15 protein-coding genes are annotated in these 14,598 nt (G+C 67.1%); 11 read left to right on the plus strand and 4 right to left on the minus strand.

The window, feature by feature from the left end; all coding sequences use genetic code 11:
* Positions 1-120: 120 nt before the first annotated feature.
* Positions 121-1,815 (minus strand): amidohydrolase, encoded by a 1,695-nt coding sequence (locus ACW7G2_RS09075; protein WP_456974932.1) that lies wholly within the window; start codon positions 1,813-1,815, stop codon positions 121-123.
* 84 nt (positions 1,816-1,899) lie between these two features.
* Positions 1,900-2,334 carry an OsmC family protein gene (locus ACW7G2_RS09080; RefSeq protein ID WP_456974934.1) on the minus strand — a complete coding sequence of 145 codons (435 nt, stop codon included), beginning with the start codon at positions 2,332-2,334 and terminating at the stop codon, positions 1,900-1,902.
* 285 nt (positions 2,335-2,619) lie between these two features.
* On the opposite strand from ACW7G2_RS09080, the gene ACW7G2_RS09085 reads away from it, so the two are divergent.
* The 3 genes from ACW7G2_RS09085 (at position 2,620) to ACW7G2_RS09095 (ending at position 4,307) form a co-directional block, all read left to right on the plus strand.
* On the plus strand, positions 2,620-3,009 hold the full coding sequence (locus ACW7G2_RS09085; RefSeq protein ID WP_456975221.1) for an HU family DNA-binding protein: 390 nt from the start codon (positions 2,620-2,622) through the stop codon (positions 3,007-3,009).
* A gap of 216 nt (positions 3,010-3,225) precedes the next feature.
* The gene (locus ACW7G2_RS09090; protein ID WP_456974936.1) at positions 3,226-3,837 is read left to right on the plus strand and encodes a M23 family metallopeptidase; all 612 of its coding nucleotides are present in this window, start codon (positions 3,226-3,228) and stop codon (positions 3,835-3,837) included.
* A 38-nt stretch (positions 3,838-3,875) separates the two neighbouring features.
* The gene (locus tag ACW7G2_RS09095; protein ID WP_456974938.1) at positions 3,876-4,307 is read left to right on the plus strand and encodes a hypothetical protein; all 432 of its coding nucleotides are present in this window, start codon (positions 3,876-3,878) and stop codon (positions 4,305-4,307) included.
* Between the two features lie 44 nt (positions 4,308-4,351).
* On the opposite strand, the gene ACW7G2_RS09100 is transcribed toward ACW7G2_RS09095, so the two are convergent.
* Positions 4,352-4,852: an SET domain-containing protein gene (locus ACW7G2_RS09100; protein WP_456974940.1), complete on the minus strand. Its 501-nt coding sequence runs from the start codon at positions 4,850-4,852 to the stop codon at positions 4,352-4,354.
* 185 nt (positions 4,853-5,037) lie between these two features.
* On the opposite strand from ACW7G2_RS09100, the gene ACW7G2_RS09105 reads away from it, so the two are divergent.
* From ACW7G2_RS09105 to ACW7G2_RS09140, 8 genes are all read left to right on the plus strand, one after another.
* Positions 5,038-5,502, plus strand: coding sequence for an SUF system Fe-S cluster assembly regulator (locus tag ACW7G2_RS09105; protein ID WP_456974942.1), 465 nt, complete (start codon positions 5,038-5,040; stop codon positions 5,500-5,502).
* Positions 5,503-5,516: 14 nt separating this feature from the next.
* On the plus strand, positions 5,517-6,989 hold the full coding sequence (gene sufB, locus ACW7G2_RS09110) for a Fe-S cluster assembly protein SufB (protein ID WP_456974944.1): 1,473 nt from the start codon (positions 5,517-5,519) through the stop codon (positions 6,987-6,989).
* Positions 6,990-7,068: 79 nt separating this feature from the next.
* On the plus strand, positions 7,069-7,830 hold the full coding sequence (gene sufC, locus ACW7G2_RS09115; RefSeq protein WP_456974946.1) for a Fe-S cluster assembly ATPase SufC: 762 nt from the start codon (positions 7,069-7,071) through the stop codon (positions 7,828-7,830).
* Positions 7,827-9,077: a Fe-S cluster assembly protein SufD gene (gene sufD / locus ACW7G2_RS09120; RefSeq protein ID WP_456974948.1), complete on the plus strand. Its 1,251-nt coding sequence runs from the start codon at positions 7,827-7,829 to the stop codon at positions 9,075-9,077. Before sufC ends, sufD begins: the two co-directional genes overlap by 4 nt.
* 35 nt (positions 9,078-9,112) lie before the next feature.
* Entirely contained in the window at positions 9,113-10,336 is a 1,224-nt protein-coding gene (locus tag ACW7G2_RS09125) for a cysteine desulfurase (RefSeq protein ID WP_456975223.1), read from the plus strand.
* Positions 10,337-10,430: 94 nt separating this feature from the next.
* A complete protein-coding gene (locus tag ACW7G2_RS09130) occupies positions 10,431-11,033 on the plus strand; it encodes a GNAT family N-acetyltransferase (protein WP_456974950.1) in 603 nt (200 codons plus the stop codon).
* Positions 11,020-11,352, plus strand: coding sequence for a non-heme iron oxygenase ferredoxin subunit (locus tag ACW7G2_RS09135; RefSeq protein WP_456974952.1), 333 nt, complete (start codon positions 11,020-11,022; stop codon positions 11,350-11,352). Before ACW7G2_RS09130 ends, ACW7G2_RS09135 begins: the two co-directional genes overlap by 14 nt.
* A 208-nt stretch (positions 11,353-11,560) precedes the next feature.
* Complete coding sequence (locus tag ACW7G2_RS09140; protein ID WP_456974954.1) at positions 11,561-13,810, plus strand: TonB-dependent receptor domain-containing protein; 2,250 nt, start codon at positions 11,561-11,563, stop codon at positions 13,808-13,810.
* Here the strand turns inward: ACW7G2_RS09140 and ACW7G2_RS09145 are convergent.
* On the minus strand, positions 13,790-14,467 hold the full coding sequence (locus ACW7G2_RS09145) for a HutD/Ves family protein (RefSeq protein ID WP_456974956.1): 678 nt from the start codon (positions 14,465-14,467) through the stop codon (positions 13,790-13,792). The genes ACW7G2_RS09140 and ACW7G2_RS09145 overlap by 21 nt on opposite strands.
* Between the last annotated feature and the right edge of the window lie 131 nt (positions 14,468-14,598).

Below are 14,598 nucleotides of genomic sequence, written 5' to 3' on the forward strand. Positions count from 1 at the left end.
GCGTGGCAGACAGGTGTAGCCAAGCATTGTAGGGCGGCTGCGGCCCTGCCGCCCAACGGGTTCCTGCCGCGACACCGGGTGCTGCCGGCCCGCGACAGGAACGCCATGTGGATCAGCGGATCAATCCGCGCTGTAGACGGCTTCCCCATCCACCCAGGTGGAGCGGATGACCAGCTCGTCCAGTGTCTGGCCTGGAACCTGCAGCGGGTCTTCGCCCAGCACCACGAAATCGGCGCGCAGGCCCGGCGCCAGACGTCCGGTCTCATCTTCGCTGCGGGTGGCCCAGGCGGAGCCTGCGGTGAAGCCGTGCAGCGCTTCGCTGGCGCTGAGCTTCTGGTCAGGCAGCCAACCACCCGGCGGCTGGCCATCGCGGTCCTGACGGGTGACCGCCGCGTACAGACCGAGCCGTGGATCAGCCGACTCGACCGGGAAGTCCGACCCCAGAGCCAGGCGTCCACCCGCATCCAGGAACCGGCGCCAGGCATAGGCACCCGCGAGTCGCTCTTCACCGACGCGATCGCCGGCCCAGGGCATATCCGAAGTGGCGTGGGTCGGCTGCATGGAGGCAATCACGCCCATTTGGGCGAAGCGCGGGATGTCCTCGACCGCCACGATCTGGGCATGTTCCACGCGCCAGCGGTGATCCGAACCCACCGCATCACCAAGCACGCTCGCATAGGTATCCAGCACGGTGCGGTTGCCGCGGTCACCAATCGCATGGGTCGTCACCTGCACGCCGCACTCGTGGGCGCGGCGCACGATGCCGGCATAGACGTCGGGCTCGTAGGCCAGCAGCCCGTGGTTTCCGGCCTCGTCGCTGTATTCCTCCAGCAGTGCCGCACCGCGACTGCCCAGCGCGCCGTCGATGAACAGCTTGATCCCGTGCATGCGCAGGCGTCCGCCGTCGTGGGTGTACAGGCCGTTGGCACACAGATCCGCCAGCGCATCACCGTCACCGGCGGCATAGGCTGCAATCCGCAGCGGCAGCCGGCCTTCATCGGCAAAGCGGCCGAACAGCGCCAGGTCGTCCCGCGAGACGCCCATGTCGTGCACGCCTGTCAGTCCGACCGCAACAGCAGCGGCCAGCGCGCGCTCCAAAGCCTGCTCGCGCAGCGCCTCATCCTGTTCGGGAATGACACGCTCAACCAGCCGGCGCGCACCACCGCCGACAAACACGCCGGTGGCCTGGCCACCATCGCGCACGATCCGGCTGCCCTGCGGATTCCAGTCGCCGGCGAAGGATTGCGCGCCTTCCTGCGCCTGGGCGAGACGCATCGCCTCCGAGTTGCCCCAGCCCGCATGGCCATCCACCCGCACCAGCCACACCGGCCGGTCGGGGAATGCTTCATCCAGATCGGCGGCGGTCGGGAACTCGCGCTCCGGCCACAGGTTCTGGTCCCAGCCGCGCCCCAGCACCCAGCTGTTCTCAGGCAGATCCTGCGCATAGGCCTGCAGCCGTGCAACCACCTCGGCCTTGCTGTCCACACCGGCAAGGTCCGCCCACATCAGCGAGAAGCCGAAGTTCAGCAGATGCCCATGCGCGTCGATCAGTCCCGGCACGATGGTGGCGCCGCCCATATCCAGCACTTCGGCGCCAGGCCACTCGCGCTGCAGGTCGGCGGCGCTGCCAACGGCCAGGATCCGGCCCTCGCGATCCCAGGCCATGGCCTCGGCGACCGGCCGCGTTGGATCGGAAGTGTGGATGCGATCGGCTGTCAGCAGCCGCACCCCATCCACATCATTGGAAACAGCTTCGGTGCGGGCACAGCCCTGTACAAGCAGGCCGGCCAGCACCAGCGGAAGCAGACGACGCATGCAGAAATCCCCATCCCCGGAAACGGCGGTCACTATGCATGGCGCCCGGCGGACCCGCAAACCTTGCTGCGCGCGCTGCCGGCTTCAGCCGATCAATTCCGCCTCCAGCGTGATCGGCACCGCGCTGAGCGCCCGGGATACCGGACAGTTCTGTTTGGCGTCATCGGCAATCGCGCGGAACTTTGTCTCCTCGATGCCCGGCACCTTGGCCTTGGTGAACAGCCGGATCGCACTCAACGTGGGCCCGCCTTCGGTGGACAGATCCACTTCGGCCCGGGAGTCCAGCGAATCGGCCGGGTGCCCGGCCTCGGCCAGGGCGTTGGCGAGCGCCATGGTGAAACAGCCTGCGTGTGCCGCGGCGATGAGTTCTTCCGGGTTGGTGCCCTTGCCATCGGCAAACCGGCTGTTGAAGCCATAAGGGGTGTCCTGCATCAGCCCGCTGGTGGGCGTGCTGATACTGCCGCGCCCGGATTTGAGGTCGCCTTCCCAACGTGCGGTGGCCTTGCGTGAAATACCCATGTGCATGCTCCGTTTCAAAGAGCTCAAGCCTACGGCCCGCCCCGTTACGTGCGTGTGGCGTCCGTCACCGTCAGCATGGGGCAATGCACAGCCCGGTTCCCCAGCGCGCTGGTGGCGATGGCCGCCGCGCCCGCGGCACCGGAAGGGGCTGTAAAAAGCCGTCCAGAGCGTAAAAATCGCTGTTTTTTGCAGTTCTCTATTGGCCTCGCCCCCTTCTTGTCCTACATTCCAACTGCCGATGCGATCGGCCAGACCACCACTCCACCTCCATACGGAACAGGAAACATGGCGAAGACAGCAGTGAAGAAGGCGACCAAGAAGGCCGCTGTAAAGAAGGCGACCGCCAAGGCCGCAGCTCCCAAGGCGATCAAGGAGCCGCTGACCAAGGCCGGTCTGATTTCCCATCTTGCCGAGAGCACCGACCTCGCGGCCAAGGATGTGCGCGCTGTTCTGGCCGCCCTGGATGACACCATCGCCGGTTCGCTGAGCAAGCGCGGCGCGGGTTCGTTCACCCTGCCCGGGATGCTGAAGATCACCTCGACCAAGGTGCCGGCCAAGCCCAAGCGCAAGGGCATCAATCCGTTCACCAAGGAAGAGCAGGTGTTTGCCGCCAAGCCCGCCTCGGTCAAGGTCAAGGTGCGTGCGCTGAAGAAGCTGAAAGACGCCGCTATCTGATTTGCCGATTGCTGGGGCTTCGTGCCCCGCAATCTGAAAGGCCGGCCCCCAATGGGTGCCGGCCTTTTTTGTGGAGAAGTGCTGTTCCTTCGATGTGTTTCGCTGGGAGCTGAGAGGCCCCGCCGTGGCCGGGACTCGGCTTGCGGATCGCAGGAGCATGGGTGTCCGCCGGATTGCCGACGTCACGTTCATTGGCCCTGGCCCACCGTGCAGACAATGCCGGATGCGAACACCCCGCCCACGCCGACCCGCAGGGACTACGGACCTGCAGCCCACAGCCTCATCGCCTGGGCCATCCTGCTGGTGGCCGGCGCCTATCTGGCGGGCTGGGCATGGCAACAGCCGTTCATGGCCAAGCCGAAGATGAGCTGGCAACTGGCCCGCATGCCACCTCCCGACACCTTGTCCATGCCGGTACGCGATGTGCAGGCTTCGCGTATTGCCGACACCTATGGTGCCCCGCGGGGTGCGGATCGCCGGCATGAGGGCGTCGATATCTTTGCTCCCCGCGGCACGGATGTCCTCAGCGCCACCCCGGGACTGGTCGTGGCCATCCGCGAGAGCGGACTCGGCGGCCGCCAGGTGTGGGTGCTTGGCCCGGCCAACGAACGCCACTACTACGCCCACCTGGACGACTGGGCTCCAGATCTTGCGGTGGGTGACGTAGTCCTGCCCGGCAGCGTGCTGGGCAGTGTGGGCGACACCGGCAATGCAAGCGGCACGCCGCCACACCTGCACTACGGCGTCTATCGCACCGACGGCGCCTACGATCCGCTGCCGCTGCTGGCAGCTGCCGCCAGGCTGGAGCCACCGGACGCCACGCGTTAGCATCGGGCACAAGCCACAGGGGCCAGGCGGGAATTTCCATGGGCAAGCGGTTCTGGATCTGCAGCGTGATGGTCGGCATGACCGCACTGGTACTTGGCCTTGTCGTCCACGGGCTGCTGCTGCGTGGCGATTACATCGCCCACGCCGAGCTGTACCGCAGCCAGGCCGAGGCCAGCGCCCGCTTCGGCTGGATCCTGATTGCCTATGCGCTCATCGGCCTGTCGATGACCTGGCTCTACTACCGCCTCCACGACAGTGACGAAGTGCGGCTGCAACAGGGCCTGGCCTTCGGGATCGCCATCGGTCTGGTGTCATTCGTGCCCTGGCACCTGCTGGTCCATGTGGCCCAGCCGCTGCCGTTGTCGCTGATGCTGCGCCAGTCCGTGCTGGACCTGGTGGCCGCAGGCCTGCTGGGCATGCTGCTGGCCTGGCTGCGCCCGCGCCGGCGCGAGCTCACCCTGCCTGACTGACGGGCGTGTATTGACGGGCGGGCATTGCGCCTGCCCGCGGCCCATCAGGACCCGGAGCGCCGCCGCTTGGGCTGCAGCATGGTGCCGGTGCAGTTGTCCGCGCCGCAGCGACAGGCCCAGAGCTTCTTCAGCTTCGGCGTGTGCCGCTCATCCAGCACGATGCCGTAGTTGTAGGTCAGTTCCTCGCCTGCGGCGATGTCACTGATCGCCTCGATGAACACCTTGTCCTTGTGCGACCTGCCCTTGTCGTCTTCCTCCACCACCGCCTCGCAGTTGGGATCGCAGCTGTGGTTGATCCAGCGCGCGACGTTGGAGTTGTGGTTGCCGTCGATCACGTATTCGTCGTTGACGGTGAACAGGAAGGTGTGCCCGTTCTCCTCCTGGCCGCCGTACTCCTCGTCGACTTCATCGTGGGTCCGCAGGTCGCCCTTGTAGCGGATGATCCGCTCGCCGGCAGCGATATCGGCGGTAGCGAAGACGCCGTTGCCATGGATCGGCGACAGGCGGGCCTCGATCTTCTTTTCCTTTTTCTTTTTCTGGGGCATCGGCAGCGGATGTGAGCGATCGGGCCGCTATTGTGGCCAACCGCGAGCGGGGATGCGACAAGCGCGCGTGGGACCAACGACTGCAGCGCAAGCTGAACATCGACAGCTCCGGGGAGCTGCGGGTATTTGAGCCGCGAAGCGCGAAAGAGTACAATTTCGGTCCTCATTGGAGTTCCCGCCCCCGCATGCTCCGCGTTACCCGCCTCACCGACTACGCCACCGTGGTGCTGACCGTGCTTGCCGCCCAGCCCGAGACCGTGCTGAGCGCGGCCGAACTGGCCGAGCGCGCCGGCCTGGAAACACCCACCGTGAGCAAGGTGCTCAAGCCACTGGCCCAGGCCGGCCTGGTGGAAGGGTTCCGCGGCGCCCACGGCGGCTACCGGCTGGCCCGCGCACCGCGGGACATCAGCCTGCTCGAGATCGTCGAGGCCATGGAAGGCCCGATCGCCATGACCGAATGCAGTCTCGAAGAGCACGTGTGCGGCATCGCCAGCCAGTGCGGCGTGCGCGCCAACTGGCGCCGCATCAACGATGTGGTCGCCGCGGCGCTGCGCGACGTGAGTCTGGCGCAGATGTTTGACGACGCACCGGTTCCTCCCCCACCCCCGTCCGGGGGCAGGCGCATCGACGCCCGCCTCGCCGGCAACTGAAATACAGGCAGCCTATGGCCACCCAGATCATCGAACCCGTATTGGAAGAGCGCCCCAACGCGCTGGTCCACGAGCAGCTCGGCCGCAAGTACGCGGCCGGCTTCATCACCGACATCGAGTCCGAATCGTTCCCGCCAGGGCTGGACGAAGACACCATCCGCGCGCTTTCCGCGAAGAAGGAAGAACCCGAGTGGATGCTCGAATGGCGCCTGGCCGCCTACCGCCACTGGCTGACCATGCCGGTGCCGCGCTGGGCCCGGCTGAACATCGAGCCGATCGACCTGCAGGCGCTGAGCTACTTTTCCGCGCCCAAGGGGCCCAAGTACCAGTCCCTGGACGAGGTGCCGCAGGAACTGCTGGACACCTATGAAAAGCTCGGCGTGCCGCTGCACGAACGCGCCAGGCTCGCCGGCGTGGCCGTGGACGCGGTGTTCGACTCGGTTTCCGTGGGCACCACCTTCCAGAAGGAGCTGAGGGAAGCCGGGGTGATCTTCTGCTCCATGTCCGAGGCCATCCAGGAGCACCCGGAGCTGGTGAAGCAGTACCTGGGCACCGTGGTACCGGTGGGTGACAACTACTTCGCCGCGCTGAACTCGGCGGTGTTCTCCGATGGCAGCTTCGTCTACATCCCCAAGGGCGTGCGTTGCCCGATGGAGCTGAGCACCTACTTCCGCATCAACGCCAACCACACCGGCCAGTTCGAGCGCACCCTGATCATCTGCGAGGACAAGGGCCACGTGTCCTACCTGGAGGGCTGCACCGCGCCGATGCGCGATGAGAACCAGCTGCACGCCGCGGTGGTCGAGCTGGTGGCGCTGGAAGACGCCGAAATCAAGTACTCCACCGTGCAGAACTGGTACCCGGGCGACGAGAACGGCGTCGGCGGCATCTACAACTTCGTGACCAAGCGCGCCGAGTGCCGCGGTGATCGCAGCAAGGTGACCTGGACCCAGGTGGAAACCGGCTCGGCAATCACCTGGAAATACCCCTCCTGCGTGCTGCTGGGCGACGACTCGGTCGGCGAGTTCTACTCCGTGGCGCTCACCCACCACCGCCAGCAGGCCGATACCGGCACCAAGATGATCCACATCGGCAAGCGCACCAAGTCGAAGATCATCAGCAAGGGCATCAGCGCCGGGCACGGACAGAACACCTACCGCGGACTGGTGAAGATGGACCGCAACGCCGACGGCGCGCGCAACTTCACCGAATGCGATTCGCTGCTGATCGGCAAGAATTGCGGCGCGCATACCTTCCCCTACATCGAGGTCAAGAATCCGACCGCCACCCTCGAGCACGAGGCCACCACCTCCAAGATCAGCGACGACCAGATGTTCTACTGCCGCTCGCGCGGGATCTCCGAGGAAGACGCGATCAGCCTGATCGTCGACGGCTTCTGCAAAACGGTCTTCCGCGAGCTGCCAATGGAGTTCGCGATCGAGGCCAAGGCCCTGCTCGATATCTCGCTGGAAGGCAGCGTCGGCTGACCCTTCCATCCGCAGGACGGGCCCGGCCCGCAAACAGACAAGCAACTGGCGGCTCGCGCCGCCTCACGGGAAACACATCATGCTGAAGATCGAAAACCTCCACGCGAGCATCAACGGCCGCGAAATCCTCAAGGGCCTTTCATTGGACCTGCAGCCGGGCAAGGTGCACGCCATCATGGGCCCCAACGGCGCCGGCAAGTCCACGCTGGGCAACATCCTCGCCGGGCGCGATGGCTATGACATCACCGAAGGCACCGTCGAATTCGAAGGCCAGCCGCTGCTGGACCTGGAGCCGGAGGAGCGCGCCGCCGCCGGCCTGTTCCTGGCCTTCCAGTACCCGGTCGAGATCCCGGGCGTGAACAACACCTATTTCCTGCGCAGCTCGCTCAACGCCCAGCGCAAGGCGCGTGGCGAGGAAGAGCTGGACTCCATGGCGTTCCTCAAGCTGGTGCGCGAGAAGCTGGCCGTGCTGCACCTGGACGACAAGCTGCTGCACCGCGGCGTCAACGAAGGCTTCTCGGGCGGTGAGAAAAAGCGCAACGAGATCTTCCAGATGGCCGTGCTGGAGCCGAAGCTGGCGATCCTGGACGAGACCGACTCGGGGCTCGACATCGACGCCCTGCGCCACGTGGCCGAGGGCGTCAATGCCCTGCGCTCGCCCGACCGCGCGTTCCTGGTCATCACCCACTACCAGCGCCTGCTGGACTACATCCGTCCCGACGTGGTCCACGTGCTGGCCGACGGCCGCATCGTCGAGAGCGGCGGACCGGAGCTGGCCGAGCAGCTGGAAGAGCACGGCTACGCCTGGGTCAAGGACCGCATTTCTCCGGAGGCAGCATGAGTACCCTGCTGCAGTCGCTGGCCAGCAGCTTCCAGGGCGACGCCGCCCGCCGCGCAGCGCTTGACGCAACGCTTGGCGACGGCCTGCCCGGGCCCCGCAGCGAAGCGTGGAAGTACACCCCGCTGCGCGCGCTTGAGCGTCGCGAGTTCATCTCTTCCCGGGACGCGGTTGAGATTGATCCGTCCCTGCTGGCCGGCATCGCCGCGCCGCGCCTGGTGTTCGTCAACGGCCGGTTCTCCGAGTCGCTGTCGGATCGCAGCGGGCTGGATGAAGCCATCGAAGTCACCACCGAGGCGGGCACCGGCAGCAATGATGCGCGCTACGCCGACAGCGACGCCGTCTTCGCCCGGCTGGCGACCAGCCTGGCCGAACAGGGCGTGCAGGTGCGCGTACCTGCCGGCACCCGTGTGGAGCAGCCGCTGCAGCTGGTCTTCGTGGGCGCGCCGCAGGACGGCGCCGAACTGGCCTGGCACCTGCGCCACCGGATCGACATTGGCGAAGGCGGCCGCCTGGCTGTCGCCGAACACCACATCGTTTCCGGTGAGCACCGCCACCTCGACAACGCGCTGATGGAGATCAGCCTGGGCGCCAATGCCGAGCTGGAGCACGCACGCACCCAGGCGGGATCCGATGGCGCCACCGCATTCCTGCGCACCGAGGCCGAGCTGGCCGAATCGTCCCACTACCGCCGGGTTGATGTGGAGCTGGGCGGCGCGCTCTCGCGCCATGAGCTCAACGTGCGCCTGATCGGCGACGCGGCCCGCCTGGATGCCAACGGCGTGCTGCTGGCCGCCGGACGTCGCCACCTGGACACCCGCCTGGACATCGAACACATTGCCGCCAACACCTCCTGCGGCCTGCTCTGGCGCGGAATCGGCACCGGTCGCGGCCGGGTCGTGTTCCACGGCGGCATTACCATCCAGGCCGGCGCCGACGGCACCGATGCCCGGCTCTCCAACAAGAACCTGCTGCTGTCGCCCGATGCCGAGATCGACACCCAGCCGATCCTGGTGATCCACGCCGACGAAGTGGAAGCCGCCCACGGCGCCACCGTTGGCCAGCTGGACGAGAGCGCGCTGTTCTACATGCGCTCGCGCGGCCTGTCCGAGCGCGAGGCGCGGGTGCTGCTGACCCAGGCCTTTACCCGCGAGCCGCTGGCTGCGGTGCAGGACCCGGCCCTGCGCGAGGCGATGGACGCCCGCCTGACCGCCACCCTGGAAACCGTCTCGGGCGTGGCCGGAGGATGAGCGTCCGGGCGGAAGGGGCCAGCGCCCCGGGCGGAATGGCCCCGGCCGTGGACTGGGAGAGCGTTCGCGCTGACTTCCCGCTGTTGCAGCGCCAGGTACACGGCAAGCCGCTGGTGTATCTGGACAGCGCCAACACCGCGCAGAAGCCGGCGGTCGTGATCGAAGCGGTGGACCGGTTCTACCGCCACCAGAACGCCAACGTCAGCCGCGCCGTGCACCAGCTCGGCAGCGAGGCCACCGAGGCCTACGAGGGCGCGCGCAGCAAGCTCGCCGGTTTCATCAATGCCCGCCCGGAGGATCTGGTGCTGTGCAGCGGCACCACGTTCGCCATCAACCTGGTGGCGTATTCGTGGGCGCTGCCCCAGCTCCGGCCCGGCGATACCATCCTGGTCTCGCGCATGGAACACCACGCCAACATCGTGCCCTGGCAGCTGGTGGCCGAGCGCACCGGCGCCAGCATCCGCGTGGCCGAGATCCAGCCCGACGGCAGCCTGGACCTGGAAGCCCTGTACGCGGCGATGACCCCGGACGTGAAGCTGCTCGCGCTCACCCATGTCTCCAACCTGCTCGGCACCGTCAACCCGGTGCGCGACATCTGTCGAGAGGCCCGCCGGCGCGGCATCGCCACCTTGGTGGACGGCTCGCAGGCCCTGCCCCACCGCGCGGTGGACGTGACTGCGATCGGCTGCGATTTCTATGTGTTCACCGGCCACAAGATGTGCGGCCCAACCGGCACCGGCGCGCTGTGGGCGCGTCGCGAACACCTTGAGGCGATGCCGCCGTTCATCGGCGGCGGCGAGATGATCAAGGAAGTCAGCTTCGACGGCACCGTGTTCAATGATCCGCCGCACCGCTTCGAAGCGGGCACGCCCAACATCGCCGGCTTCATCGGCCTTGGCGCGGCGGTCGATTACCTCGACGGCATTGGCATGGCCCATATCCAGGCGCGGGAAGCCGAACTGCTGGCCCACCTGACCGAAGAGATGGACCGCATCGACGGCGTGCGCATCATCGGCCGCGCGCCGGAGAAGGCTGCGGTGGTGTCATTCCTGGTGAAAGGCGCCCACGCCCACGACCTGGCCACGCTGCTGGACCTGGAGGGCATTGCGGTGCGCTCGGGCCAGCACTGCGCCCACCCGCTGCTGCAGTACTACGGGGTGGCCGCCACCTGCCGTGCCTCGCTGGCGTTCTACAACACCCACGAGGAAATCGAGGCTTTCATCAGCGGCCTGCACAAGGTCCGCACGCTGCTCGGCTGAACTGGACGGCGCGCGGATTACGGGCCGTGCGTCGTGGTGGCATGATTCACGCGGTTTCGCGCGCAAGGCGCGCTCCTACGGGTTGATTTTCTGCATGACCAGACTGGAATTCAGGCCGGCGACGGTCGCCGACATCGATACCATCGTCGAACTGGTGACATCCGCCTACCGCGGCGATGCCAGTCGCGCCGGCTGGACCACCGAGGCCGACCTGCTGGACGGTCCCCGGATCGACCCGGAGGTGCTGCGCGCCGACATCGAGCGTCCGCGCAGCATCGTGCTGCTGGCCGGCGCGCCGGACGCGACCGGCGAAGACGCCCTGCTGGCCTGCGCCCACGTGGCCGTCGAAGACGACGGCACCGGCTATTTCGGCATGTTCTCGGTCCGGCCGCAGCTGCAGGGCTCGGGTACCGGCCGCGCGGTGCTGGAGGAGTGCGAGCGCATCGCCCGCGAGGACTGGAAGCTGGGCACCATGCGCATGCAGGTGATCGTGCAGCGCGCCGAGCTGATCGCCTGGTACCAACGCCGCGGTTACCGCCGCACCGGTATTTTCGAGCCCTTTCCCTACGGCGATCCGCGTTTCGGCATGCCAAAGCGCGACGACCTGCGCTTCGAGGTGCTGGAGAAGAGCCTGTCGCCCGGCGCCGTTGCGGAAACCGACGCCAAACCTGAAGAAGATGAACATGATGGACACTGAAGGCTGGATCCGCGTCTGCGCAACTTCCGAACTGCTGCCCGGCGAAATGCAGGTGGCCTGGGACGGGGACACCCCGATCCTGGTGTTCAACCGCGACGGCGACCTCTACGCGCTGGAAGACCGCTGCAGCCATGAGGATTTCGAACTGTCCGCCGGGGAGTTCGACCCGGCCACCGGCACCATCGAGTGCGTCCTGCACGGTGCGAAATTCGATGTCAGCGACGGACGGGCCCTGTGTCCGCCCGCGTACGCGCCAGCAGTGAAATTTCCTGTCCGCGTCCACGACGGCGCCGTCTGGACCCGCGACGACCGCGGCTGAACAAGCTGCTCCCAAGCACACGCGGGACCCATGATCGCTGGACGTGCAGCCCGCGTATCGACCGGCCCTTGAAACAATAACCATTCGCATTACAATTCTCACCAGCGTGCCGGACCACGAGTCCGGCACTTCTCCTTTTCCTTCCCCGCCTGGCAGCCGCCGCCAACCCCAGGTCCGAGAGAGCAAAACCACGAACCTGGAGCTGTTGATGTCCCCACGCAACCGCAAGCCCGTGCCGCGGCGCACCCTGCTTGCCACAACCATTGCCCTGGCTTTTGCCGCCGCCCCTGCTGCGGCCGAGCCCGGCCCCGCCACCGTCGACTTCGACACCATCGTGGTGACCGCTTCGGGCTTCGAGCAGAAGATCACCGACGCGCCCGCCAGCATCAGCGTCATCAGCCGCGAAGAACTCGAGCGCAAGCAGTACGCCAACCTGGCCCAGGCCCTGGGCGACGTGGAGGGCGTGGACATCAACCAGGGCACTGGCAAGACCGGCGGCCTGGACATCAGCATCCGCGGCATGCCCAGCGCCTACACCCTGGTGCTGGTGGACGGGCGCCGCCAGAACAACGGCGGCGACATCACCCCCAACGGCTTTGGCGAAACCTCCAACAGCTTCATGCCGCCGCTGTCGGCCATCGAGCGCATCGAAGTGATCCGAGGCCCGATGTCGACCCTGTACGGCTCCGACGCGGTGGGCGGCGTGGTCAACATCATCACCCGTCGTGTTGCCGACAGCTGGTCGGGCTCGATCGGCCTCAACCACACCTTCCAGCAAGACCGCGGCTACGGCGCCAGCAGCGGCGCGAACCTTTACATCGCCGGCCCGCTGGTCGCCGACCGTCTGGGGCTGGCCATCCGCGGCAGCATCCACGACCGCGGCGCTTCCGACCTGCAGTTCGGCAACGACGCGGCGGTCAGCCGCCGCGGCGCCGCGGCCGTGGAAGGGCGCAACAGCAACTGGGGCGCGCGCCTGACCTTGACTCCCAACGAGTTCCACGAGGTTTCGCTGGATCTGGAGCAGGGCCGGCAGGTGTATGACAACGACGACTGCCAGCTCGGCACCCTGGACGGCTGGGCCGGCAACGCGGTGTCCGGTTGCACCACTCCCGACAACAGCGCCGCCGGTTATGCCGACGAGCTGCGCTTCAACCGCGAGCAGGCTGTGCTGGCCCACCGCGGTTCGCTGGACATCGGCCTGTGGGAAAGCGCGGTGACCTGGAAAACCACCGAAACCATCGGCCGCACCATCCCCGGCACCATCGGCCAGGCCTGGGACAACTTCCCCGGGATCGTGGGCGGCGCGCCGCGCGCGCTGGAATCACGTGACCTGATCCTGGATACGCGTCTGGTGGCATCGCCGGGCGAGACCCACACCCTCAGCGTGGGCGGCCAGTACATCGACGCCGAAGTCGAGGACGGCATCACCTCGGAGCGCTTCGAACGCAGTTCCTGGGCGGTGTTCGTGGAAGACGAATGGCGGATCATCGATCCGCTGGGCCTGACCTTCGGTGGCCGCTATGAGGACCACGACGCCTTCGGTGGCCACTTCAGCCCGCGCATCTATCTGACCTGGTCGGCCAGTGACAACTGGACCCTGAAGGGCGGCGTCAGCCGCGGCTATCGCACCCCTTCCGTCAACCAGCTCCATGACGGCATCAATGGCGCCACCGGCCAGGGCCGCACCATCACCATCGGCAGCCCGCACCTGAAGCCTGAGACCAGCCGCAACCACGAGATCGGCTTCTATTACGACGGCCAACAAGGCTTCAACGCCAACCTGACCCTGTTCCACACCGAGTTCGAGGACATGATCAGCACCGGCACCCCGGTGGCGAACTGCTGGGCCGCGGCCAACCCCGGCCTGCCGGGCTGCATGGACCTGGGCAGCGGCTTTACCCAGGACAGCTTTGCCCAGAACACCAACGTGGGCGAAGCCACCAGCCAGGGCGTGGAGCTGGCCGCGCGCTGGCAGTTCGCTGAGGCGTGGTCGATGGGCGGCAACTGGACCTGGGCCGACACCGAGCAGAAGAGTGGCGAGGACCGCGGCGCTCCGTTCACCAACCAGGCAAAGCATTCGGTCAACGCCAGCCTGGACTGGGAAGCCACCGACACCCTCAGCCTGTGGCTGCGCGGTGAGTATCGCGGCGAGCGCGATCGCTTCACCAATCTCTACGGAAACCTCAGTCCGGCCGACCAGGCCATCGTGGACGGGCTGGGCAAGCTGCATTCCTACACCCAATTCCACCTGGGTGGATCCTGGCGCGCTTCCGACAGCGTGACCTTCAACGCCAGCATCTACAACCTGCTGGACAAGGACTTCCTTGACGGCGACTACTACGTGACCAACACCGGCGCCACCGGCTGGGGATCGCACTACACCCAGATCGGCCGCTCGGTCACCGGCACGCTGCAGGAAGGCCGCCGCCTCTGGCTGTCAGTCAACGTCGGCTTCTGAGCCGACTGAACCTGGACCGGGACCTGGGCCCGCCGGAGCGTGCAAGCCGCTCTCCGGCGGCGCTGCTTCCCGTGGACGCAGGCGCATGGCGATCAGTTCGCCGCCGCCGTCGAGCATGAACCGGCTCCGCTGCGCGGACGCCAGCACCGCAGCATCCCCCCGTTCCAGCGGTGGCAGGCCGCTGCCGTGGTCGAAACGGCCCTGCCCTGCCAGCAGGTACAGGAGCCAGCCTTCCGCCGGACCGGCGAAAAACAGCATCGGCCCGACCAGCGGGCGACGCCACACGTCAATCTCCAGCCTGTCACGCCGCCACATCAGGTTCAGCGCCACGGCGCGGCCGTCGATGGGCTCACCCGTCACAGCCTCTCCGCCGTCATAGCGGGCACGTCCGTGAGGGGGCAGGAGTTCTTCCACCCGGCCGTCGCCAAAGCGCAGCCTCAACCCCTCGCCTTCCACCAGCACCTGATCGCGGGCGATCCCCGGGAACAGCGACCAGGGCGCGGCCTGTTCGATCTCCGCCACTGACAGCCGCCACAGCCAGTCCCCGTCATCCGGCCAGGCCATGATCGCCCGGGTCCAGCCCAGCCCGTTACGCCAGCGCTCGCGGCGATGCGTGTTGGCCGGCAAGACCTGGGCTGTGGGCGGCAGGGGCAACATCCGCGCAGTTTATCCGCTGGCCCGGCGGGCCGCCCGCACATCGGTCCTGCAGTTCGGCACAAAAAGGCACCGCCCGTGCACACCAGGGTGCGCACGGGCGGCTCTACGTCCATGTAACGGCATCCTGCCGG

It is taken from the genome of Luteimonas sp. A277 (genome assembly GCF_054052045.1).

Excerpts from the sequence above, each read along its gene's own strand:
- ACW7G2_RS09075 (WP_456974932.1), bottom strand. The coding sequence starts at position 1,815 with ATGCGTCGTCTGCTTCCGCTGGTGCTGGCCGGCCTGCTTGTACAGGGC.
- ACW7G2_RS09080 (WP_456974934.1), bottom strand. The coding sequence starts at position 2,334 with ATGGGTATTTCACGCAAGGCCACCGCACGTTGGGAAGGCGACCTCAAA.
- ACW7G2_RS09085 (WP_456975221.1), top strand. The coding sequence starts at position 2,620 with ATGGCGAAGACAGCAGTGAAGAAGGCGACCAAGAAGGCCGCTGTAAAG.
- ACW7G2_RS09090 (WP_456974936.1), top strand. The coding sequence starts at position 3,226 with ATGCCGGATGCGAACACCCCGCCCACGCCGACCCGCAGGGACTACGGA.
- ACW7G2_RS09095 (WP_456974938.1), top strand. The coding sequence starts at position 3,876 with ATGGGCAAGCGGTTCTGGATCTGCAGCGTGATGGTCGGCATGACCGCA.
- ACW7G2_RS09100 (WP_456974940.1), bottom strand. The coding sequence starts at position 4,852 with ATGCCCCAGAAAAAGAAAAAGGAAAAGAAGATCGAGGCCCGCCTGTCG.
- ACW7G2_RS09105 (WP_456974942.1), top strand. The coding sequence starts at position 5,038 with ATGCTCCGCGTTACCCGCCTCACCGACTACGCCACCGTGGTGCTGACC.
- sufB (WP_456974944.1), top strand. The coding sequence starts at position 5,517 with ATGGCCACCCAGATCATCGAACCCGTATTGGAAGAGCGCCCCAACGCG.
- sufC (WP_456974946.1), top strand. The coding sequence starts at position 7,069 with ATGCTGAAGATCGAAAACCTCCACGCGAGCATCAACGGCCGCGAAATC.
- sufD (WP_456974948.1), top strand. The coding sequence starts at position 7,827 with ATGAGTACCCTGCTGCAGTCGCTGGCCAGCAGCTTCCAGGGCGACGCC.
- ACW7G2_RS09125 (WP_456975223.1), top strand. The coding sequence starts at position 9,113 with ATGGCCCCGGCCGTGGACTGGGAGAGCGTTCGCGCTGACTTCCCGCTG.
- ACW7G2_RS09130 (WP_456974950.1), top strand. The coding sequence starts at position 10,431 with ATGACCAGACTGGAATTCAGGCCGGCGACGGTCGCCGACATCGATACC.
- ACW7G2_RS09135 (WP_456974952.1), top strand. The coding sequence starts at position 11,020 with ATGATGGACACTGAAGGCTGGATCCGCGTCTGCGCAACTTCCGAACTG.
- ACW7G2_RS09140 (WP_456974954.1), top strand. The coding sequence starts at position 11,561 with ATGTCCCCACGCAACCGCAAGCCCGTGCCGCGGCGCACCCTGCTTGCC.
- ACW7G2_RS09145 (WP_456974956.1), bottom strand. The coding sequence starts at position 14,467 with ATGTTGCCCCTGCCGCCCACAGCCCAGGTCTTGCCGGCCAACACGCAT.